Annotated in this window: 20 protein-coding genes and 1 pseudogene; 3 read left to right on the forward strand and 18 right to left on the reverse strand. The window is 44.8% G+C overall.

Annotated features, from left to right (window positions below; all coding sequences use genetic code 11):
• Positions 1-3 precede the first annotated feature (3 nt).
• The 3 genes from BN6539_RS20875 to pyrH form a co-directional block, all read right to left on the reverse strand.
• On the reverse strand, positions 4-732 hold the full coding sequence (locus BN6539_RS20875) for an isoprenyl transferase (RefSeq protein WP_067542857.1): 729 nt from the start codon (positions 730-732) through the stop codon (positions 4-6).
• Positions 733-899: 167 nt separating this feature from the next.
• Entirely contained in the window at positions 900-1454 is a 555-nt protein-coding gene (gene frr / locus BN6539_RS20880) for a ribosome recycling factor (RefSeq protein ID WP_067542860.1), read from the reverse strand.
• Between the two features lie 11 nt (positions 1455-1465).
• On the reverse strand, positions 1466-2170 hold the full coding sequence (pyrH, locus tag BN6539_RS20885; RefSeq protein ID WP_067542863.1) for a UMP kinase: 705 nt from the start codon (positions 2168-2170) through the stop codon (positions 1466-1468).
• Between the two features lie 517 nt (positions 2171-2687).
• Between pyrH and BN6539_RS20890 the strand changes: the two genes are divergently transcribed.
• The gene (locus BN6539_RS20890) at positions 2688-2930 is read left to right on the forward strand and encodes a helix-turn-helix domain-containing protein (protein ID WP_067542866.1); all 243 of its coding nucleotides are present in this window, start codon (positions 2688-2690) and stop codon (positions 2928-2930) included.
• Positions 2931-2972: 42 nt separating this feature from the next.
• On the opposite strand, the gene BN6539_RS20895 is transcribed toward BN6539_RS20890, so the two are convergent.
• The 13 genes from BN6539_RS20895 to nhaC form a co-directional block, all read right to left on the reverse strand.
• Complete coding sequence (locus BN6539_RS20895; RefSeq protein WP_067542869.1) at positions 2973-3875, reverse strand: competence type IV pilus major pilin ComGC; 903 nt, start codon at positions 3873-3875, stop codon at positions 2973-2975.
• Between the two features lie 23 nt (positions 3876-3898).
• A complete protein-coding gene (locus BN6539_RS20900; protein WP_187375547.1) occupies positions 3899-5221 on the reverse strand; it encodes a M20/M25/M40 family metallo-hydrolase in 1323 nt (440 codons plus the stop codon).
• Between the two features lie 17 nt (positions 5222-5238).
• Positions 5239-6150: a thioredoxin-disulfide reductase gene (gene trxB / locus BN6539_RS20905; RefSeq protein ID WP_067542875.1), complete on the reverse strand. Its 912-nt coding sequence runs from the start codon at positions 6148-6150 to the stop codon at positions 5239-5241.
• A gap of 2 nt (positions 6151-6152) precedes the next feature.
• A complete protein-coding gene (gene nudC, locus BN6539_RS20910) occupies positions 6153-6944 on the reverse strand; it encodes an NAD(+) diphosphatase (protein WP_242869443.1) in 792 nt (263 codons plus the stop codon).
• Between the two features lie 752 nt (positions 6945-7696).
• The gene (locus BN6539_RS20915; RefSeq protein ID WP_067542881.1) at positions 7697-9823 is read right to left on the reverse strand and encodes a hypothetical protein; all 2127 of its coding nucleotides are present in this window, start codon (positions 9821-9823) and stop codon (positions 7697-7699) included.
• Between the two features lie 63 nt (positions 9824-9886).
• Positions 9887-10324, reverse strand: coding sequence for a hypothetical protein (locus BN6539_RS20920; RefSeq protein ID WP_067542884.1), 438 nt, complete (start codon positions 10322-10324; stop codon positions 9887-9889).
• Between the two features lie 182 nt (positions 10325-10506).
• Entirely contained in the window at positions 10507-11445 is a 939-nt protein-coding gene (locus tag BN6539_RS20925; protein WP_067542888.1) for a type II secretion system protein, read from the reverse strand.
• The gene (locus BN6539_RS20930; RefSeq protein ID WP_187375549.1) at positions 11432-14389 is read right to left on the reverse strand and encodes a hybrid sensor histidine kinase/response regulator; all 2958 of its coding nucleotides are present in this window, start codon (positions 14387-14389) and stop codon (positions 11432-11434) included. The genes BN6539_RS20925 and BN6539_RS20930 overlap by 14 nt, the downstream gene beginning before the upstream one ends.
• Positions 14376-15308 carry a substrate-binding domain-containing protein gene (locus BN6539_RS20935; RefSeq protein ID WP_067542894.1) on the reverse strand — a complete coding sequence of 311 codons (933 nt, stop codon included), beginning with the start codon at positions 15306-15308 and terminating at the stop codon, positions 14376-14378. Before BN6539_RS20935 ends, BN6539_RS20930 begins: the two co-directional genes overlap by 14 nt.
• Positions 15309-15395: 87 nt before the next feature.
• The gene (locus tag BN6539_RS20940; RefSeq protein ID WP_067542896.1) at positions 15396-15665 is read right to left on the reverse strand and encodes a DUF1905 domain-containing protein; all 270 of its coding nucleotides are present in this window, start codon (positions 15663-15665) and stop codon (positions 15396-15398) included.
• A gap of 199 nt (positions 15666-15864) precedes the next feature.
• A complete protein-coding gene (gene hutG, locus BN6539_RS20945; RefSeq protein ID WP_067542900.1) occupies positions 15865-16887 on the reverse strand; it encodes a formimidoylglutamase in 1023 nt (340 codons plus the stop codon).
• 41 nt (positions 16888-16928) lie between these two features.
• Positions 16929-17747: a hypothetical protein gene (locus tag BN6539_RS20950; protein ID WP_067542903.1), complete on the reverse strand. Its 819-nt coding sequence runs from the start codon at positions 17745-17747 to the stop codon at positions 16929-16931.
• Between the two features lie 168 nt (positions 17748-17915).
• Positions 17916-19400: a Na+/H+ antiporter NhaC gene (gene nhaC, locus BN6539_RS20955; protein WP_067542907.1), complete on the reverse strand. Its 1485-nt coding sequence runs from the start codon at positions 19398-19400 to the stop codon at positions 17916-17918.
• 392 nt (positions 19401-19792) lie between these two features.
• Between nhaC and BN6539_RS22525 the strand changes: the two genes are divergently transcribed.
• A complete protein-coding gene (locus BN6539_RS22525) occupies positions 19793-19951 on the forward strand; it encodes a hypothetical protein (RefSeq protein WP_156524191.1) in 159 nt (52 codons plus the stop codon).
• Positions 19948-20659 (forward strand): annotated as a pseudogene (locus tag BN6539_RS20960) (ISL3 family transposase). The gene BN6539_RS22525 and the pseudogene BN6539_RS20960 overlap by 4 nt, the downstream one beginning before the upstream one ends.
• Positions 20660-21166: 507 nt before the next feature.
• Here the strand turns inward: BN6539_RS20960 and BN6539_RS20965 are convergent.
• Positions 21167-22600, reverse strand: a complete 1434-nt coding sequence (locus BN6539_RS20965) for an aminoacyl-histidine dipeptidase (RefSeq protein WP_067542913.1) — start codon at positions 22598-22600, stop codon at positions 21167-21169.
• Positions 22600-23922 (reverse strand): cytosine permease, encoded by a 1323-nt coding sequence (locus tag BN6539_RS20970; RefSeq protein WP_067542916.1) that lies wholly within the window; start codon positions 23920-23922, stop codon positions 22600-22602. The genes BN6539_RS20965 and BN6539_RS20970 overlap by 1 nt, the downstream gene beginning before the upstream one ends.
• Positions 23923-23933: the final 11 nt, after the last annotated feature.

The raw sequence follows: 23933 nt of genomic DNA on the forward strand, positions 1-23933 counted from the left end.
TATTTACTTCCTTCCCCCAAACCTGCGATCTCTTTTCTGATATTGTTCAATCAGCTTTTCGTATTCCTGCGGCGTAAAATCCGGCCAGAGAACATCCGTAAATTCAAATTCGCTGTAAGCGCTCTGCCACAACATAAAATTAGACAGACGCTCTTCTCCGCTGGTTCTGATAATCAAATCCGGGTCTGGAATATTACCGTTCTCATCGCCGGTATACAAGTACCTGCTGATAATCTCTTCCGTTATCTCAATGTCCTCGGTGAGTCTACCCGTTTCCACGTCTCTTTTAATATTGTTTACAGCTCTGACGATTTCTGCCCTGCTCCCATAATTGAGCGCTATATTAAACTGGAGTCCTGTATTATTTCGGGTGGTCTCCAGTGATTTTTCAAGTCTATCTACTGCTACCTTAGGAACTACCCTGTAGTCCCCAAGTATTTTTACTTTCACGTTATTCTGATGCAGTTCCGCTAATTCGCTGTCTACATATTTAACTACGAGCTTAAAAATGCCGCCTACTTCGTCTTGGGATCTTTTCCAGTTCTCCGTGGAAAAAGCGTAGACAGTCAAGTATTTCACCCCAAGGATATCGGAGGCTTTGACAATCTCCTTCATTGCGAGCATGCCCGCATTATGCCCCGCCATCTTCGGCAGGCCTCTCTTTGCTGCCCACCTGCCATTGCCGTCCATGATAATGGCTATGTGGGTCGGAATTCTATTTTTATCTATCATATGTCCCTCATAACTTGAGGGCTATCTCAAATACTGAGACAGCCCCTTGATTGTAGTTTGTTCAATTACTAATAGAAATTATACGACAAACTCCTTTTTAAGCAAAACTTTTGGAGTTCAGAATTCATTCTGCCTCGCCAACCGCCAGCGGCTCTCTGGGCTGAATACTATACTTCTAAAATTTCCTTTTCTTTTGCTGCAACGATGTCGTCGATATCCTTTACAGCTTTTTCTACGGTCTTCTGCACTTTGTCTAATTCCTTCTTCAGATCGTCTTCTGTCAGTTCGCCGTCTTTTTCTTGTTTTTTGAGAGCGTCATTGGCATCTCTTCTGAGATTTCTAACAGCGACTTTTGCTTCTTCGCCCATCTTCTTCGTTGTCTTCGTCAGTTCTTTTCTTCTCTCTTCTGTCAACTGCGGAATCCCCAATCTGATGCACTTTCCATCATTGGACGGGGTGATACCGATGTCAGCGACGTTAATTGCCTTTTCGATGTCGCCAATTGACTTTGGATCAAAAGGTGCTATCATCAAAGTTCTAGGGTCAGGTACGGAAATATTAGAAAGGTTCTTAAGCGGTGTCGGGCTTCCATAATAGTCTACCATGACCTTATCTAATAATGCCGGATTTGCTCTTCCTGCTCTGACTGTGTTCAAGTCCTCTTTTAATACGGAAAGACTCTTTGTAATCCTCTCCTCTAAGCTTTTGTGTGAATGACTCATGTTTTCTCCTCCTACTTAATTATCGTACCAATTTTCTCACCATATACAGCTTTCAGCACATTTCCTTCTTCAGAAATGCCGAAAACATGAATAGCTATGTTGTTATCTTTACATAATGTCGCTGCCGTCAGATCCATCACCTTCAAATCTTTCTCCACCACTTCCATGTGGGTCAGTTCATCAAACTTGACCGCATCTGGGTTTGTTTCCGGATCATCGGAATAAACTGCATCGACCTTCTTTGCCAGCAGAATGACATCTGCATCTATTTCTACAGCTCTTAAGGCTGCAGCTGTATCAGTTGAAAAGAACGGGTTACCTGTTCCTGCCCCAAAGATGACCACATCTTTATGCTCAAGCTGGCTGATCGCCTTTCTTCTCGCATAAGGTTCTGCAATTTCTCTCATTTCGATGGCAGTTTGGACTTTGGCCTTGATGCCCACTGCTAGAAGAGCATCCTGCAGGGCCAAAGAGTTCATTACTGTCGCCAGCATTCCCATGTAGTCTGCCGTAGCTCTGTCCATATCTTTGCTTGTCCTGCCCCGCCAAAAGTTACCACCGCCAACTACGATAGCAACTTCTACTCCGAGATCGTGGATTTCTTTGACCTGTCTGGCAACCGTTTTCGTCATTTCTTCGTTGATTCCAAATTTACCTTCACCTGCGAGAGCTTCCCCGCTTATCTTTAGAAGAACGCGTTTATACTTAGGTTCCATTCTATTCTCCTTTATATATCGTAAAATTGTAGAACAATTATACCATGTGCATTCCTCTGAAAATAGAATCGAGGCACATGATTCAATGAACGCTTCCTTACAGCAAAGCTGTAGGATCGTCTGCGTTCATTATACCGTGACAATTCCTTTGAATTTAGAATCGCATGTCACGATTCAATGGTTCTTACCTTGCGACAACGTCGTAAGATTGTAGAACCATTATACCATAAAACCCATATTGGGTGAAATGGTTTTTTCAGAACAGAAAGGTTTGTTTTTCTGTTCACAGCAATCAGACTTGAAACCGATCACGCACCCTCTTTTAGACGGAACCCTTTGCCGGAACTTAATATATTTTAGGCCCTCTTCTGTGTAAAAGACTTGGACATAATCACATGTAAAACTAGGTGTCTACAGCAAAATCAGCAATTTAAATGCCTATCAACGTCGCATTATGGCAAATTCCCCTATTTTTTGTAGGTCATTTTGACATAATAAATATAGAAGGAGTGATTTTATGGATGAGAACAGATTAAAAGAACTTCGTACAAAAAAAGGACTCACTCAGCTGCGGGTAGAAACAAAAACTGGCATTGATCAATCGGATTATTCAAAGATGGAGAACGGCATACGCTACCCTACCATGGAACAGGCCATTGCTCTTTCGAGACTTTACGAAACCAGCATCGACTACATCTATCATCTCACCGATGATCCCAGACCTTATCCGCGGGTGATCAGAGAAGACGAAGACGAATAAACAGGAGTTATTACGAAAAAAATGTAATAACTCCTGTTTATTTTATTTGATCTTAATCCAGCCCTGTTTTTTCATAGCCTCTTCCGTACTGACTTTACCGCCTTTCGCCTCCTTCAAAGCAGTGTTCACAGAAGGCATCCAGCTCGGCGAAATCTTTGAAGCGTTATTGTTGGTATTATTGCTGAAATACCAGTTTCCTTTTACATAGCAGACACTGGTTGATTTGTGATACGTCTCTTTATCTCCGCCTTTTTTCATGGTATCGTAATCTGTTTGCGTTACATAATAAGGGATCACAGTCTTACCATCCTCAGAATAATACGGAACTACTTTATAGTTCTTACTCTTATACGCTTCAAGAGATTTTTTCAAACTCTCCACATCGCCGCCTTTACCAGAATTCATATCCTTTATCTGCTTTGCCAAAGCATCCAAATCCACGCCGTTGAGCAAATCTGCCATATTCACATCCTTTGCGAATTTCAGATACTCATCATCATTAAAAAATGCTTCGACAATTTTTCGATTACTTGTTAATCCAGTTTTGTCCATCAGGTCTTCAACCGCATCGATGAGATTGTCGATGATCGACTTGGATCCGCCATCGCCTCCACTGCCATCACCATCATGGTAACTGCATTTAATTTGAAACCCCTTGTCAAAGCTTCCGGTACAGGTATACTTCCCTTTTGATGGACAAACTGCCTCATCTGTTTTTATGTATTGATCTAAGACGTCCTGGTTGAGCTGGTCAAGATCTCCGGACATATAGTCAGCAGCCAGATGATGCTTCAGCGAAGTTCTGTTAGCCTCACAGACTGTCGCCCTTGCCTCCTTCTGTTTGCCAGTAAAAATCACAATCGACACTGCTACTAAAATAGCGATGATGGCGACTACGACCAGTAATTCTGCCAGGGTAAATCCCTTATTCCTATTGTTTACCATAATGACTTTCCTATTTTTTCTGCTCATTCTAAGCCTAAATTCTTCACGAGTCTTACCAAAATTTCCGTTCCAAAGGCTGTAGCACCTACTGGGATTCGCTCGTCTGCAGCATGGGCCAAAGCTGTAAAGTTATAATCCTCTGGCAGCTTCATCGGCGTAAATCCGTAGGTCTGTATACCCAGCTTCGACAGAAATCTGCCGTCCGTCACTCCGCTGAGTACAAAAGGAACTGGTTTAGCCTCGGCCTCTTTCTCTATCAAAGTCTGCGAAATCACTTTGTACAGACTCATGTCGATTTTACTGGATCCGGGATTATATTCCACCACTTCGATTTCGTAATCTGACCCGATCAAATGCTGTACGTCAGCAATCCCTTCTTCCATAGTGCAGCCAGGCACCAGACGCAAATCGCATTCGAAGGAAACGGCCGAAGGGATGACATTGATGGCGTTTCCGCCGCCGACAATCGTTACGTTGGCGTTGTTATGCAGCAGCGGATCAAAAAGTTCCCCTGCAGAACCCAAAAGCTTCAGAGTCTTGTCCGTCTTAGCCGGTTTTAACAGCCGCCTGAGAACTTTGCCCTGAATGCCTCCCATAATGTCAGCAAACCCCTCAATCATCAAAGTTGCTGCCGGCGTAATCCGCACAGGCAGCCTTTCCGTGGACAGCTTGATGATGGCTCTGGCCGCCTTTTCCATCGCTGTATTGTGATGGGATAAAGAGCCATGTCCTCCTTCACCCTTTGCTGTCACTTTGATATGAGAAAACTGTTTTTCTGCTACCATGACAGGGTAAATCTGCTTTCCTGCCACATGAAAAGTAAAGCCGCCAATCTCACCGAAGGCCCACTTTATGCCGGCAAAAATATCAGAATGCTGATCTACCAGATAGGACGCCCCAAATTTTCCCGTTCCTTCTTCATCGCTGACGAAAAGAAATCTTACGTCAAAAGGTAGTTGCAGATTTAATTCTTTCATCTGCAGTGCCAGTCCGATAAACATGGCTACCTCGCCTTTCATATCGATGGCGCCTCTTCCCCATATGTAACCGTCTTTGATTTCCGCTCCAAAAGGATCACTGGACCAATCCTGATTATCCACAGGTACCACGTCCACATGGCCATAAAAGAGAACTGGTGGTTTTTTGTGGTCTGAAGCAATCCCGGCAGGGATGCAGGCATAGAGATTCGGCCTTTGGTCATCTAACGCGATGACTCTGTTTTCTATGCCTGCCTCATCAAACAGATTTTTAATATACGTTATACATGGCCGCTCTGGGTAAACGCCGCTGATGGTATTCATCTTGATCAAATCACAGAGAATCTGATCAGTCCTTGAAAGTTCCATTTTCGTCTCCATCTATCTTAGTTTATGTTGTTAATATATTCTACAGCCGCAAGCGCTGCTACAGCTCCATCAGCTGCCGCAGTTGCAAGCTGCCTTACCTTTTTGGTTCTGCAATCGCCGGCAGTAAAAATACCAGGCGTTCCCGTCAGGCAGTCTTCCCCTGCCGTTACATATCCTTTGCCATCCAATCTGGCAACGTCAGCAAAATCCTGATTATCGGGCATCTGACCGATTGCGACAAACACCCCCTGAACCAAAAGCGTGATGGTTTCCTCGGTTTTGACGTTCTTTACTTTCAATCCGCTGATCATCGTGTCGCCTACCAGCTCCACAGGTACGCTGTCTAAAACAAATTCTACATTTTCCTTCTCGCGGAGCCTTTTGACGTTAGCCTCTTCGCCTCGGAACTGATCCCTTCTATGAACCAGATAAACTTTATCCGCAATTCCGGACAAAACCTCCGCATCTTCCAAGGCAGTATTGCCGCCGCCGATTACCGCTACGTCACGTCCGCGGAAAAAAGCGCCGTCGCAGGTTGCACAGTAGGATACGCCGGCACCAGTATATTTTTCTTCCTGCTCAAGGCCCATGGGTCTGTTCTTAGCGCCAGTAGAAATAATAACGGATTTCGTCTCATAGACTGCGCTTTCCGTCTTTACTTTTTTATATTGACCAGCGTCTTCAATGCCGACAGCTTTTTCATATACAATTTCAGCGCCCAGTTCCGTCGCCTGCTCATAGAGATTTGTAGCGAGCTCCAGTCCCGATACTCTCTTAATGCCTGGGTAGTTTTCCACATCTGGCGTATTGATAATCTGGCCGCCAAAACCTTTTGCGTCTATCAAAAGCGTTTCTTTTCCGGCACGCTGCCCGTAGATTGCGGCAGAAAGCCCTGCCGGTCCTGCTCCAATAATTACGATATCGTACATCCTTACATCACTCCTCTTTTAAAAATACTCATCATTTCCCTGGTCAGGCTGAACCCATCGTCATCAACTGGCATCTCATCCCGCTCAAACCACTCGGCTGTAGACAACTCTTTTTCGTCCATGGTAATGGTATCATCTCCATCTAAATCGCAGAAAAAGCCTAGTAGCAGGTTACAGTCTGTTCCCCAGGGCTGACTTTTGTAATATCGAATATTCTTTACTTTCAGACCCACCTCTTCCATTACCTCTCTGGCGACGGTTTCCTCAGCGGTCTCGCCGATTTCTGTAAAACCTGCAATTAATGCGTATTTTTTATATACCCTGCCATTATACTTTGTAAGCAATATTTTGTTTCCGTCGATAACGCCCACGATGACTGCCGGTGCGATCTTTGGGAAGATCATATTTCCGCAGGCGTTGCATCGCAGCATCCTCTCTGTGTGGTCATGTTCCAATTCCTCTCCGCATCTGCCGCAGTACTGGTTGTCTCGATACCATTGATAGAGATGATATGAGGTCGCAGCAGCAAAGGCCAATTCCTTCCACTCAAACTTTCGCAGATTTCTTGTAGATTCCCACTCATATTCTGTAAGCGGCTCCACTTTTTCCACGATTAAAAAATATCGTTCCTCATTGATACGAAACAGATACTGCATCTTATGTCCGGCAAAATCGACTGCCTTTGGAACAATCAAAGTTCCGTCCGGGGACTTTGATACCAGAATTTTATCTCCATCAAAGCAGAAGACGTTGTCCTGTTCTCCTGCCTCTATTTCTTCAAATTCGTTGTACAATTTTTTTTCTCCTAAGTCTTGAATCATATTACACCTCTGACCAATATATTATTTACATTACCGATTATTTTATCACAAAAATATGAATTCGTATAGATATTGTGATACGGCAAAACCATATCATTTCCGCATTGGAAGAGGACAACAAAACGGCGTCAATTTCTGCGGCGTATTCTCTGCAGTCGCCGTAGTATTTACTATTAGTTTAAAGGCGTCGCCGCCCTATGACAAGTTGTTTTTTGCATTATAATTCTGAAAGCATGCTTCAAAAATGGTAATGTCTTAAGGCAGCGAAAGGAAAACGTCCCGAGATAACATCCTGTTACGATAAGGTTACGCTTTTTGGGCACATCTGCACATTGTCGCGTAACCGTATCACTGTCAGAAGGCTTCAACAGGGGGGTATATCTAATCCCGGTTACTTTTCCTATCAATTCCTCTGCCACAAAAGCCGTTCGCACTCCATAAAAGTAACCGAAAACAGCATATCCATGGATTCTGCAGGGAATCATGTCTTATTTCAAGGCATATTTCGGGATATAGCGTCTGATACCGCCGCAGCGTTACGCGAAACCTTTGTGGCAGCATCAAAAAACCTAACCTTATTGTAAAGAATGCCCGACATATACCCCCACCCTGTATATCTCACCCCAAACAATCGCAGCATCTGTACCAACATAAAAGGATGTCGCATTGCAGTTTTTTCATCTGCAATACAACATCCTTAAACATGTGCGTAGTATTTTATTCAGTTATTTAGCGGTTCTGATCGCCTTGCTCGACCACTTGGTATAAACTTTTACACCGTCGATCGTTCTGACGCCTCTCACCTTGTAGTAGTATCTCGTGCCCTTCTTCACCTGCTTCGTGTTCTTGTAGGTCTTCTGGGTCCCGCTCTTTGTGGTATAGAACGCCTTGGTTCCATATCCGCTGTTTTTCTTCGTCGACCTGAACACCTGGAAGTAGTCCACCTTGTATCCGTAGCTCTTCTTCCACTTGATGGTGATGGAGCCCTTCTTCGCAGTGGAAGAGGCCTTGAGCGTCGTGGCCTTCACGCCTGCCTTCAGTCTGTCATTCTTCGCCTTTTCCTGTGCTTTGATAACCTTGTCTGCTTCTTCAGCAGTCATGATAGCATAAGCGGAGAAATGCCCTGTGTTGAAGGTATAAGTGCCGTCAGCGTTCTTAGTTCCAGCTACCTTCGTATAGTTGCCTTTCTCGTCGATGTATACGCATACGACTTCCTTGTCCTTCAGGGCTGCCGGAAGTGCAACCGTCACCTTCACGCTGCCGCCCTTGAAGTCGGTGACGTTCCCATTGTCTGTGACGACCTTCAGCTCCACCTGGACCTGGCTGTCGTCTTCCTTGACCTTGTCGACGACGATGGTGACGTTGCCCGTCTTTGCCTGGTCAGCCACAGCTTCTGCCGCTTTCTGATCCAGTACCACTTCCGCAGCGTCGGTCCTGATGACCACGTCTGCGTCAGTCTTCTCGACGATGGATTTGACGGTCTCTGCCGGCAGGCTGACTTCCGCAGTCTTGGCATCCCCCTTTGTCGTCGCATCGACGATGACCTGTTCGGATTTGTTTTCAACTGCCTTGTCGACAATCTTGTCAGCAGTGGCCTTGTCCACCGTGGCAGTGGCCTTGCCGTCTGTGCCGGTTGAGGTCTCCACGTCTGCAGTCGTCGTCTTGTCACCAGGGTTGCTGGTTACGTTGTCATCCGGTGTCGGCGTTGGTGTCGGCGTTGGGGTTGGTGCAACAGATGACTCGACATATACTCCATCAGCATCCTTGGTCCACGTATTCATACCGGAAGAATGCGAAGGAGCCGGTTCACCTTCTGCTAATACTATGTATTCATTTCCTTTTAGGTACTTTGCATATCCTTCAGCTGGAACATAATCTGTTGGATTTGAAGAGAAGGTACCGCCAGTGATTGTAGGATTGCATGGATATTCGTCATTAACCGCTACGCTTCCAGCAAAGTTCCCTCCAGAAATCTCAAGTTTACCACCCTTTTTGGTGCCAACGCCGAAAGCAAATAAATTACCTGTACCGTTGTAAGCTGTAAAGGCTCCGCCACTGATTGTAAATTGTCCGTTGTCTGCAGTCTCATCAAGATAACCGTTTGCAAGTACTCCAGATGCGTTTTCATCAGATATTGTAAAGGTTCCACCTTTAATCGAAGCCGTGTTCCAATTCAAAATGGTCGGTCCGCTGGTATTTGAGAAACAGCCGTCCTCAACAATAAGAATACCATAATCATCATTTTTTACGGTATTCATTCCGCCACTTAATGTGCCAGTGAGAATTGTTAGCTTACACGGAGCATTGCCATAATAAGTTTCCCCACTGTTCGCAAATCCGTTATCAATTCCACTTGATCCTGAGTGGTCTTGCTGGATTGTTGCACCATTAATGGTCATTGTTCCAATATTTTTTATGACATACCATGTATTTCCGGTGAACTTTCCTCCATTAAGTGTAGCTACGCCAGCTTTATCATTAAATACTGCTGCTTTCCCCGCTACGTTATTAATTATGCTGCCAGTTCCATTCACAGTTAAAGTTCCTCGATTAATAATCGTGTGGTTAGAACTACCTGTAATATTGTGACCAGCCAAATCAATGGTTACGGTTTTTCCTTCTTCAATAGTAATGTCTTTTGTGACGTCTTTCAGCAAGACAATTTCGCCACCAGCTAATACAGCCTCAGATAACGTATCATAATGCGTTGTACCGATTGCAGCTTCGTGGCTACAACCGGATCCGCCATCACAATCTGTGGCAGTTTCCGCAAAAGCCATCATCGGCATGTAACACATGACCATGATCAATGACATCAGCACGACAGCGGTTTTTTTCATTTTTGTTTTCATCCCCTCATTCCTTTCTTGATTAAAATATTTATTTTACGCGCGTAGTCACGCGTGAAATACAAATCAGATGTTCAGCGGAGCACAGTTTTTCTCTTCCAAGAATAGATTTACCCGCAGTACGTCGCTGATCTTTCTGTTGATGCAGATGACAATCCAGACATCCCTGGCGTCATGAGGATTGATGGTCTGTTTGCCTCCCAGCATCAAAGCTTCGTTGAGCTCATCAAAACTCATCTCTGCTGCAATACAGAGCGCGATGATTTTATCTCTGCCAGGCATCTTCTTGATGCCGCTGGTAATGTTATAAACGTAGTTCCGGTTTATCCTGCTGTTCGCGACAATCTTTGCTAAAGGAAGACCTTTTTCCTCCGCTTTATGGTTTAAGAATTCAAAAAAATATTGAAACTGTGCGTCTCTATGATTTTCCTGTATAAAACGTCTGCCATCTTCCTCGTTTCTGAGACTGCTGAGTTCATCTGCCAACAATTGAAAATCGTTCACCCTTTTCACATCCTAATTTAATTTTGTTCTTAGCCTGTTTATATTTTATCTTACCTAAAAATAGATTTGGCGTGCCGCCGGCACAAACGGCCGATAAAATTATGAATTCCAAGGTTTTTACGCACAAAAAGACCATCTTCCTTCTGAAGATGGTCTCATTAAAATACCTCATATGACGAATATCAAAGGGGCAGCAGAATATTTGATTTCACTAAGGAATCCAAGTAGTCTTGAATGCTGTCTTTCTGATAAAAGTTGGACGGCGTGTAAGTACTGTTCAATTTATGCGCGATATCAAAATACCACTGGCCGTTATAACAAATTAAGCTGGTAACGCCGTGCTTGTGACCAGCTGCCGCATCGGCGCCGAAGTATTTATCGTACTGCTCTTTCGTCGTGTAATAGGTGATTACTTTGTTCTGCTCTTCTGCACTGCTGACCACATAAGGCACTAAGTAAAACGTCGTATCCCTGTAATCCTGCAGCGTTTTTCGATACTTTTCTTTGTCATTATCCTTTAAGTATCCGTGCTCTATCATCTTTTCCAATATCGTCTCAATGACCGAATCCGTCAGAATTCCATTCGTCTTACCAGGTACAATATAGTTCTTGCTGGTTTCTGATTTCGTGTATTCATTGAGAATAAAGTCGTTGCTCTCGTGGCCAGTATAATCATTCTCCATGTATTTGGATACGGAATCCGCCAAATCCTTCGCAGCCTTGTTATTGGCATTTTCCGCTCCCGGTTCCATACCATCGTCGTGATAGGTACACTTAAAGGTGACCATGTCCGACTCTACCTTTGCGGCGTAAATCGTGCCGCCTGACGGACAGCGAAACTCCTCTATATAGCCTTCGTCTAACAGGTAAGAAATGATTTTTTCTGAAGCAGCGCTGTTTAATCCGCCTGTACCGTACTCGGTTTCCCAGTCCACATGTTCCGTCATGGAAACGATGACCGTTCCATGCTGCATACTTGCCTTATTGTTCTTGCAGACGGTCTCCTTTGCCTCTGCCGTTCGTCCAGTAAAAATGACGAGAGAGACGGAAACCAGGATGCCAATCAAAGCGACTGCAACCAATAATTCTGCTAATGTAAATCCGCTGTTATTCCTTTTCATACTTCCTACTTCCGTCCCTGTTTTTTCGTACAACATCTTCTATCGTTCCCAACATTCTTTTTAAGTCTAACGGTTTTGCCAGGTGTGCATTCATGCCTGCATTGAAACACCTTTTGACGTCCTCTTCGAAGGCGTTTGCCGTCATAGCAATAATGGGGATCGTTTCGGCCTGTTCATGGTTACTGGCTCTGATTTCTCTTGTCGCCGTCAGCCCATCTTTCACAGGCATCTGTAAATCCATCAAAATAGCGTCGTAGGTTCCTGGCGCAGAAGCCAGGAAGTGATCCACAGCAATCTGTCCGTTCACTGCTGTGTCGAATTCCATATCGCCCATTGTCAGAAACTCCGCTGCAATTTCTCGATTCAGGTCATTATCCTCTACAAGCAGAAGCCTCCATCCTTTTGTTCCCCGTGTCTGACCGCTATGCTCCTCTACAAGCGATCCGTCAGTTCCGGCAGACTCCAGAGCTGCGTTAAGACGTCTGGGAAAGAGAGGTTTTTTGATAAAATGTTTCGCATCGTCAAACTGATCCCCTTCCATAATTTCCGACCAGTCGTAGGCGGATATGAAAGTCAGGGGAGAGTCAGAGCCAAAACGCTGCTCTATTTCCTTCATCAAATTGACCCCATCCAGTTCCGGCAAGTTCCAATCTGCAATGACAGCCTGATAGCTCCGTCCTTCTGCAAAACCTCTTTTCAGCAAAGCAAGGGCTGTATTTCCATCCTCTGCCCAGTCGACGGTTATGTCTGCAGCACCCAATACAGATGCTGCATCCTCACAGACGACAGCATCCCCGTCCGCCAGAAGGATTCTCATGCCTTTCAGTAGTTCCATCCACGTCTGCGGCGCACTGTCATCTATTTTTAAGTCCAGATGAATGGCAACCTCTGTCCCAAGACCGACTTCACTTTCTATGGTTATGGTCCCCTTCATCATCTTAACGATATTGTAGACGATGGATAAACCTAACCCTGTGCCGCCCTCTTTGATGTGTTCCTCTGTCTGTTCCTGCTCGAAGGGATTGCCTAAATGTCTTTCGATAAATTCTTTAGACATACCGATGCCGTTATCTTTTATCAGGAAAGTCAGGTTTGCATAACCGTCCTTTTGTCCGGGGTTTTCGGTAATTTCTAAAGTAATCCTTCCGCCGTCTTTCGTATATTTCACAGAATTGCTCAGAATGTTGATTAAGATCTGATTTAACCTGGTCCAGTCGCCGATCAAAGTATCATTCCAAAGCTTGTGGATATGAATCTCAAAACCATGGCCTTTCCCATCGGCCTGTACCCTGATGATATTTACAACATTATCTATTAAATCAGATAAGTAGAAGCTCTGATTGTTTAAGGTGATTTTGCCGCTTTCAATTCGGGAAAGATCCAAAATGTCGTTGATAATGTTCAAAAGATGCAGGGTGGAAATTTTAATCTTGCTGATGGAATCCTTAATTTTTAGCGGGTTCTGCAGATTTCGTTCCATGATTTCAATCATTCCTAAAATAGCGTTCATCGGCGTTCTGATTTCATGGCTCATATTTGACAAAAACTTTGATTTTGACCTGTTGGCTTGTTCAGCAGTATGAGCGGCCAACCGCAGCGATTCCTGCACGCGTACGTTCTGCGTGATATCTTCCCAGTAAAACATGTATTTTTTCTTCCCGGCTATGACGATGTCTGACTTAATCGTAAAGCGGATGACCCGTGTTTCGCCCGTAACGGCATGAACCAATTGAAGCTGCCAGGATTCATCTGCATCGATGCGGCGCTCCATAATTCTTTCATAAAGCAGAGGAGACGCCAGATCACAAATCTCCTTGAGAAGCTGAGGGTTCTGTATGTATTCTTCGCTGTCTCTGCCCAAAATCCTTTTACTATTGCGAAATACTTTTTCCAGCTGATGCCGTTCTAAATCAAAGATACACAATACGGAATCACTTTTCTCACTAAGGGCGTCGAAGACGGCATTCTCAAGCTCGTTTTTCTCTGCCTGATTTCGTTCTGCCTTTCGGCGTCTATATAAAATATAAATCGCACCTGTGATAATTAAGATTGATAAAATCATAGCCAAGATGATAATCGCTTTGATTAAAGACAGCACATTATCTGATTCGTGGCTGATCACATCGGAAGGAATGCAGCCGCACAGATACCATCCATGATATCCTTCCACCGGCATGTAAAAATGGTAGCTGCCGTCCTTTTTTGCCTCTAAATAAAAGGATTCCGTCTGTTTCATGTTCTTATCGATTTCTGCAGTCTCATCTGACAGATGAAAATCTCTCAGAAACTGATCCAAATCGGTTTCCTCTATGTCATTTTGCTCCCAATTGAGGGTGCTTCCAATCATAGACATATTGGAAGTATCCAATATATAAGTAACGCCCTGTTCCACATAGGCTTCAAGTCTTGCGCTGATACTGTATTTTTCCACCTGCACGCCCACATAGAAGGTGCCCTTCTCCTTACCGTTCTCTGCCATCGCATAGGTTATGGCAGTCATATAGGTATCTTCTTTGTCTTTATAAAAGGGTACAAAACCAAGTTCGCCTTCTTCCGTATCTGTGGTTTGAAAAGGAAGAGACTCTGCAGATTGCGGTTTTCCATCCTGGTCGTAGCCCTGTCCATTTGGACCCAAAAAAATAGCATAAGAGAAGTCGTATTCTTTTATAAACGAGTTCATAGTCTTGACGGCATCTTCTTTGTCATCCCACTGGATATAGTCGCCAAAGCGAGTTACGGCGCTCTTATCGGATAAAATGCCTGATGTCAAAAGGTTCTCCGCCTTTCGCACCGCAGTTTCAGCGCTTTCTATCCCATTCGATTCAATCTCTACTTTTACGTGATGCACCATTAAAACCGCAGCGACAATCATCATACACAAAATAAGAATGAAGAGAGATTCAAATACCTTTACTTTTCTTGAGCGGCGATTAGTTGTTTTCATATTCATTCACATTCTTTTCATCAATGATAAAAGACTCGACAAAATAGGAGGGTTTCAATTTATCTCCTGCCAGCATCTTGTAACATAGTTCTCCGCAGATTTTTCCCCAGTCACCGTAATTTTGGGCGGAGATGGCCTTCACTTTTCCTTCTTGGATAGCTCTGATAGCAGAATCCTGTCCGCCAGTTCCATAAATAGCAATCTGATTTTCTCGTCCCTGTGCTAATACCATGCTGTGCAGCATCAGGCAAAGATCGTCGTTAAAGCCCCATATGACATTGATCTGCGGATATTTCTTCATAATTTTTTCTCCGGCAGGGAGTACGTCATCATAGGTACTGATATCGGCGCCATATATCATTTTGATGTTGCTGCCTGCAAGCGCTTCTTCCAACCCCCTGGTTCGATCTTGAATTGAGTTGGCCAAAGGATTTGTAAACACGGCAAGAACAGCGCCCTGCGGATAATCTTCTTTTATGCGCTCTCCAATCATGGTACCCAATTTATAGTTGTCGCCGCTGACAAACGTCTCTATATACTGATCGGCCTTGACTTTTGAGTCAAAGCATATGACTTTGATTCCTGCTTCGCGGCATTTTTTCAAAGCTGGTTCTATCGCCTCTGCATCCACTGGGTTTAGAAACAGCACTGCAATGCCCTGGTCGATCATCTTTTCGATTGCCTGTATCTGTGTCTCATTGTCCAGCCTGCCATCTGCGCTGATCAATTCATCGCCATTCCCATTGACAATCATCTCCAATTCGCTCTTTGCAACGCGAAATGCCGGGTCTGTCATATCCATGGCAGTAAAGCCAAATTTCCGGCTCGCTCCCTTGGACTCATCACTCTCTCCACATCCACAGGCCACGAATATGAAAACGATCAACAAGACAGCGATGCCTGCTTTCTTTTTTACCATACCGCACTCCTCAAACTGGTTTCTCGATACATACCTTGTATTTTATCACACTACAGTACAGGCAGTCAAACTGCATTGCCGCCGTCTTCACTCTCTTTCGCAGATTTTAACATGAATTATATCGCCCGGCTGTTTTCCGATTATCTGACGGATGTCTTTGCGAATGCCGATAATATGACAGGGCGTCTTCATTCTCACTAAACTGCCGTCATACGGTTGGCCATCGAATTCCTCATGAACCTTAACCCTTCCCTTTCCGAACTCCGCTTTTACATCATAAGGGAATTCTACATATGCGCCGTCTATATCCGGCACTTTTTGAATCTCCGCATCAAATTCATAAATTTTTCTGTTCATATCATCTCTCCACATCATTTTATTTTCCCTGCCGAAACCAGTTCCTCCAAAGCGGAATTGCTTCACTGGTACGCTTGGTTCGGTCAGGCTGAGCGGTCCAGCGTATCCGGGCAGGCTGGAACGGCTATTTCATTGCAGGCAAAACCGTGGGCCAACTCAGATTATTGAAAATGTAAGGTGCGCCTTCTCCGGCATAAAATCAGAAGTCCGACAGATCCACATCCAGCTGATTTAATCTCGCCAAAGTGCTTACGACGGTAAAAATAATGACAGCGCCCAGATTGGCTGTGGTATTGTCTTGGTCAAAACGGGGTGAAATCTCACAGATATCAAAGCCTCTCACCTTTCTGGTTCTCAAAATATGTTTGATAATCGGTAGAATCACCTCCGGGTCTACGCCGAGGGACTGGGTCGCGCTGACGCCAGGGGCAAATGCCGAAGAAAAAACATCGGTACAGATGGTGATATAAAAAGAATCGCAGGCATACATAAAAGCATCGACCTTCTCCAGAATTGAGGAATAGTTGGTATTTTGAATATCCTTTGCCAAGATATAGTCTACATTCAGCTCCCGTGCAATCTTAAACAGCTGAACTGTGTTGCTGTGCCGCTGTATACCTAGGGGCAGATAGTGATATGCCATCCCTCTTTCATAGCATATATCAGCAATCTGGCTGAACATGGAACCGGAAGATCTCCCCTTGTCATATGGCCTGAGGTCAAAATGGGCATCAAAATTGATGATTCCAATATCGGGTCTTCCCTCTCTGAGGCTTTGATCGGCCAGCTGCCCCTGAAAATGACCGAATGTCGTTTCGTGACCGCCGCCTAAGATCAGCGGAAACAGGTTGAGGGCTAAAATTCTTTCAACAGCGATGCCTAAAAGACGCTGCCCCTCTTCCATGGATATCTCGTCACATTGAATATCGCCTGCATCATAAAGCGCAACCTCCTGTGTAAAGGCACATGGAAGATTTGCCATCTGCCCTCTGATAAAGCCTGGCGCCAAGGCCGTACCCGCCCTGCCCTTATTTCGTTTTACGCCTTGATCGCTGCAGAAACCGATAAAGGCAAAGCCTAATTTTCCATCAAAGGCCACAGTCTCTTCGTTAAGATTCAGCGGTCTCACCCACTGATGCCAGCGAAAGGCATCATAATCTGTGGTGCTGTCAATCCTGCCTTTCCAGTATTCCATACCGCTGGTATAATTTTCTAAAAACATAAAAACACTCCTCTATCAAGTCTATTGTGTGCTACGAAAGCTCAATGGTTATATATAAATTTTGTCTTGTCCAGGTAAAGGGCGCCTTCTATCTGATACTTTTCAAAGGCGTCCACATAACCGCGAGAGTCGTTGTCATATACCCTTCCATGGCTGTCTTCGTATTCAAAGGTGATGGAATTGATTGCTCTCTGCAGAGCCTTCAGGTTGGAATCATCCTTTAGCTGAATGATTACCACATACCCCTCTTCCTCCTCATAGTTCCCATAGAAACGGTACAGCTTTGCGAAATCCCCTTTGGTAAAATGGCTCAAATCCGCCGTCGTGTAAACATGAACCAGCATAAAATATTGATTTTCCAACATATCTGTAAAAGTAGTTATCTCGTCAGGCAGATAGTATGTCTGATAGGCTGAATCCGTCAATGTGACATCTAAAAGGTCTGCATTTTTAATTCCAACAAAAGACTTGACTGTATGGACAATGTTTTCATAGTTTTTGTCGCTGTACACTTTGCCTGTCTCCTGCAGATATACGCCGCGAAAGGTTTCCTTACCAGCTGTAATATCCCCTGCCAGATTTCCTGTCGTCTTTCTTTCACTGGGTACGCCAAAAAGAGGATTATAAATCGTGTGTGTTTCCGCCCGGATATTTTTGACTTTTGTATCTTGTCCATACTGGAGGATTGCTTGATTTATAAAATCGTCCTTCTGTTTAGAAACCAGGTCATTCGCCTTTTGTTTTTCTGTGCTGCTCATACTGCAGCCTACAGCCAGCACAGAAAATATGATTAACGTAAAGACAACTCCAGATTTGAGAATCTTATTCTTTAATAGACGTCCCTTTGGCTTCCATCGCATATCAGTTCCACCCTTTCCCTACGGTTACTTAATAAAGTATAGCACAAAAGTTTGTTACTTACCAACCTATTAGATGTAGGAATAGTTTAACCCCCGGCTTCACGAATACTTCCAGCGAAACCGGGGGTTATATACTCTATTTTAAGGTCGTGTACAAGTAGAAAGAGATTACACTAGTTCTCCCGCATCGGCCTTGGCCTGTTCTTCTGGCGTCATCTTGGTTATAGTGATGCCGATAAACGCCATCAATAGTGTTACGACTGGCATAGCGTAGTTAAACACTGCCCACGGCAGATAAGTACCAGCGGTGACACCCAAGGTTGCTGCGATATACATACCACAGGTATTCCAAGGAACTAAACAGGAAGTGACCGTACCGGCTGACTCCAAAGCGTTGGATAATGATTTCGGATGGAAACCGGCTTTTCTGTAAGCGCCTGCATACATTCTTCCTGGAACTAAGATAGAGATGTACTGTTCTGGCATGACGACGTTTGAAGCAATGCAAGTAGCCTCTGTTGCAGCGATAAGTCCCGGACCACTCTTTACATACTTTGTAATCTTGTTGATAATGACTTCCAGCTGCCTGGTTCCCTCCATGATTCCGCCGAACATCATAGCAATGATGGTCATCAGAATGGAGGACGCCATACTCATCAGGCCGCCAGTCGTAAGTAAATCATCCAGCGCTTTCAGCCCGCTATTGCAGGTAAATCCATTCCTTGCGACGACCAGGATATCTCCGAAGCTAGCGCCATGATGCAGCAGTTCTAAAGTATCATGGTCAAAAATTGCTACGTTGCTCTGGAAGATCGGGGCCAGAACTGCGCCTACGATGACGCCCAGGGTGATTCCCGGAATTGCCGGCACTTTAAGAGCAATAGCCAGAATAACCACTAACGGCGGCAGCAGCAGAATTGGATTGATATTGTAGGTGGCCTGCAGGCCGTTTATCAGCTCAGACACCTGCGACGTATCCACATTATTAGATGCGGCGTGCATAAATCCGTAAATGCCAAAGAATGCCAGAGCAATCACATAGGCGACAAGCGTCGCTTTGATCATGTACTTTACGTGTGTAAATACATCTGTTCCAGCCATGGCGGGAGCCAGATTGGTCGTATCTGACAGCGGGGATAATTTGTCTCCAAAATATGACCCGGACAGAATCGCACCTGCCGTCGGACCGATCGGCATACCCAGACCGGCCGCGATACCCATCAGAGCCAAACCCATGGTTCCCATAGTCCCCCATGAAGTGCCGGTAGCCAGGGATGTAATCGAACAGATCAAAACGCTGGCTACTAGAAAGACAGATGGTGATAATAATTTAAGTCCGTAATAAATCATCGTAGGGATGGTGCCCGACAGCAGCCATACGCCTACCATCATGCCAACAATCGTCAAAATCAAGATTGCCTGCATAGCCCGGGAAATACCCGTGACCATCATTTCCTCAATTGCTTCCCACTTGTAACCTAATCTGAGTGAAATCAATGCAGCAATGATTACGCCAATAAACATTGGGATATGGGGATCCACTCCAAAAATAATAATTCCGATAGACATTACAGCAATCAGTCCCAGGAACGACACAATCGCCTCCCAGAAATGAGGCGCTCGAGGCTGTCTCATCTTCGTTTCCTTTTCCATAATTTCTCCTCTCTACTACGATATAAGGTAGGTTCATTGAATCATGAATTGCAATTGCATGTTCAAAGATATATTCATGAATCAATGATTTCCTTTCAATATATTAAACAGAATTGCTTTTACCATCTAAACGCAGTAAATTCATACTTTAGGTTAGTCTATAAAAATACAACTAGTGCCTATTATTTAGAGGGAATCTTCTATTTATTTAGGAAATAATGGAACGAACACTTTTAAATCCGCCTTTTGCACAACAAAAAACGGTTCTATAATAAATGTTGGGGTTAGCTGAAAAGCATCCCCAGCATTTCTTGTAAAAAAATGGAGTATGAGCACATTCTACGTTACACTTAAAGCGATGAAACCAAAATGAAACGAGGTGTGTCATACTCATGAACCATTGTACAGAAGATCCGTCAAAAATGGAATCACAACTTTTACAGGCAGTCACAGGCCTGAAGGGCGCCATCTTCGAGGATATCTATGAAGCCGGGCAGCAGACGCATATTGTCATCCGCATGGAACGCAGGACCCATCCGTGCCCCGGGTGATCTCCATTGATGAGTTCAGGGGCAATTCAGGCGGGCACAGGTACCAGTGCATCCTGACGGACCCGAAGAAAAAACGAGTCCTGGACGTGCTGCCCAGCCGCAGGCAGGACGAACTGTGCCGCTATTTCGGACAATTTAAAAACCACAGCCAGGTTAAGATACGTGGTCATGGATCTGAGCAGCTTGTTCCGGGAGACTGCCCGCAGATGCTTTCCAAAAGCTGAAATTGTGGCTGACAGTTTCCACGTGGTACAACAGGCAACCAGGGCCATGGAGAATGTGAGGAAACGAGTACAGAAGGACTTAGCGAAAGGGCGGCGGAAGTATTTCAAGCGTTCCAGGAATCTGCTCCTGAACAGCTGGAACAGGTATCCCCCATGCTCTCCCTCTCAAAAGGCCTCGCCGCCGCATACTACCTGCTCAACCAGATGTAATGGGGTCATGGGCTCCAAAGACGTGCATGAGGCAAAGAAATGGCTCTCTGACTGGTTCATGGCAGTAAATGCGGCTGATGTCGAGGAGTTTACGGAATGTGCATGGACATATGCGGACTGGATGGAAGAGATCCTAAACATATTTAGGACAGGATTGAGCAACGCATATACCGAAGGGTGCAACAACCGCATCAAGGTGATAAAAAGAAATGCCTATGGGATGCGCAACTTTGAGCGGTTCAGGAAAAGGATACTGCATTGTATGTCGTCTTAAGGTAACAAAACAGGGCAGCATGTGCTGCCCTGCAGAATTGTTTTTTATGTGCTCTACCCCAACATTTGACATAGAACCTTTAAAAACCCTTGAATCACTGAAATTCAGTGTATTTAAGGGTTTCACAACAAGAGTATTCATATTAGTTCTTTGCAGCAGCCATCTGTTATGCTATTTCTGAGCTGCAGCTACCTGCTTCTGTGTGAATCCCAAATTTTCGATTTCACCATCCCGTTTTGGTTTCTCTGCGTTTCTTACGGGCGATGGTGTTCGTTTTCCTCAATCTATTCTATCCTGCATATCCTTTGTGTTCTCCGTACTATCACTTACACTCGTTATAATTTGTACTCTCAGAGCGCAAATTAAAATAACACATTCGGCATATGTCCCAGCTAAATGTGTCATTTCTCATATGTGTTCTATTTTCACAGCCTGTTTTCTATTCCGATCAGGTCAGCTATTCAGCCGATTTTGAAAGCAGCTAATTCAGGTAATCATTATCTGATTTTAATCTTTCAATTCGGCAAGCAGTTCTATCAGCCATCTATAAACCCGCTGTGCAGACGCAATTTCTAATTTTTCCTGCGGCGTGTGTACATCAAACAGGTTAGGCCCTGTAGAAATCATATCCATATCCGGATACTTTTCCTTAAAGAATCCGCATTCCAGTCCGGCATGAATAGAAATAATTTCAGGTTCCTTTCCATAAATCTTTTTGTGCAATTCAACTGCTTTATCTCGCAAAGGCGAATCTTCACAGAAAGCCCATTCAGGATAGTCGCTGCTGAATCCGATTTCTGCATGAGCGCCATGAGCAAGCGCTGCCATCTGATTACACATCATCTCTTTCAGCGAACGCACAGAACTTCGGATTGAACAGGTAACCGTTAATTCATTCTCATCGCAGCGAAGAATTCCGATATTATTTGAGCTTTCTACTAAATCTTTCAGATGCATACTCATGGTCTGCACATTGACAGGAAGATTCAGAAGCAGCATCAGTATGTCCTGCAGTACCTCTGCTGTCAGAACCTTGCAGTTTTCTTCCCTGTTCCACGGCTCCAGAGAGAGTCTGACATTTTTATCGGAAGCTGACAGTTCATCTCGAAAAACTGTGTCAAATTCTTCTGTCAGTTTTTTCAGAGCATCGGCGTTCTCAACCAGTAACACCGCCTCCCCATAATCCGGAATCGCATTTCCTTTACTTCCGCCTGACATTGTACTCACACAGATTCCCAATCTCGTCTCAGCTGCATAAAGTACTCGTGCCAGCATACGAATCGCGTTCCCGCGCCCCTTATCAATTTCTACACCGGAATGTCCGCCGCTAAGTCCTCGCAGTATCAGCCTGAAGCACTGCCAGTCTGAAGGCGCATCTTCCCATTCGGCTTTTCTGCGCAGCACAGGTGTTACACCGCCGGCACAGCCAATAGTATAAATGCCTTCCCACTCGCTGTCCAGATTAATCATCCGCCTTCCCTTCAGCCAGGAAGGAGATAAATGGCTGACACCATCCATACCGGTCTCTTCATCGGTCGTAAACAATGCTTCCAGCGGCGGATGAGATAAATCCGCACTGTCTAGAATCGCCAGAGTCATTGCCATGCCTATTCCGTTGTCGGCACCCAGTGATGTACCTTCCGCGCTTAAAAATCCGTCTTTTTCCACAACCTTTAACGGACTTTGATAGTCATGGCTGCTGTCGTCACTCTTTATGTACACCATATCTGAATGGCTCTGCAGCACGACAGCCGGCGCCTCTTCATAGCCGGAAGTTCCCGGCTTTCGGATCACGACATTATGTACCTCATCCGTTACTGCTTCCAGCCCCCGCTCTTCCGCAAAGGAGAGAAGATACTCCGCAATTTCTTTTTCATCGCCTGAATCTCTCGGAATCTCCGTGATCCTGCGGAAAAAGCTGAATAAATTTCCGTTATCCATTACGCGCCAGCCTCCTCATCTTCTTCCCCTGGCAGGGGCATACGGCCCTGACCGGCAAGTACGGTTTTTCCCAGCAAGGCATTTAAGATAACATATGCGATGGTTCCTACCAGAATACTGTCGAAGCCTGCACTGAAGAAACTGAAGAACAGTCCTACAACAGAGCCGATTGCCCAAGAGATAATTCCAATCCAGTTGATGCCTTTTACTCTATACCAGTTTTCCGGTTTCGCTTTTCCGAAAATATAGTAATCCGCAATCATAACGCCAGCTACAGGAGGCATAATTGCAGAAAGCACATTGAGAAATGCGGTCAGAGAATTAGCAAGACCGGTAAGTGCCATCGCAATTCCGATTACTCCTGCTATCAAAGTCACGCGAGGGCGAAGTTCTTCGCGGAAGTTGCCTATTTTCATACATGCCATACCTGCCACATAAGCATTTCCGGTATTGGTTGTCCATGTTGCAAGTACCAGAATCATCATACTGATAATAGGAAATCCAATATTTACAAACATCTGTGTAATATCAGACTGACCGGTTGTAACACCCATGATTCCGCCGATGGTCACCATAATCACACCTGCAGGCAGAACACCGAAGAAGGAAGCTTTCAATGTATCTGCGCGGCTTTTGGAATACCGGGAATAGTCCGAAGAAATTACTACACTGACTGCCATGCCTCCGATACAGATAGAAACAGCACTGGTCATCGTCATCGGTTCCGCAGGTGTATATGCCATCAGCTCAGACATCCCCATAAGGTTAATACCATGTATCGCACCATATGCGCAGGTAATTACCAGAAAAGGCACTACTGCATAGTTGAGTATTTTCATGAAAGAATACCCTGTTACAGAGGTTGCCAGCATAATTGCGCCCCACAAAATGCATCCTGCCCACTGTGGAAATCCGATTCCGAAAATATGCATCATCGTACTGAATGCTGCAGCACAGGTCGCAGTCTGCACACCAAACCAGCCGATACTGGACACAAATGAAATAACACTGATCACATAGCTGGCGCCACTGTCTCCAAAAGTCTTAGTGGCGCACATCGCCGAAGGCAGCCCCAGATCGCCGCCGATAATGCCGGTTAAAGTCATCAGTCCACCGATCAAGCTGTAAGAAATGACAGTTGCAATTACAACCTGTGAGATCGTCAGCCCATCAGCTAAGGTTCCGCCGATCATAAGACTCGGAATACAGATCAGAATACCGATCCAGATAAAAGAAATACTCCACCAGCTTTGTTTTTCACTTTCTGTTACACGGGCCAGCGCTCTTTTTTCAACGCTGAGCACTTTATTTTTCTTTGCCATTGAGTTATCCT

It is taken from the genome of Emergencia timonensis (assembly GCF_900086585.1).
Classification (GTDB): Bacteria; Bacillota; Clostridia; order Peptostreptococcales; family Anaerovoracaceae; genus Senimuribacter; species Senimuribacter timonensis.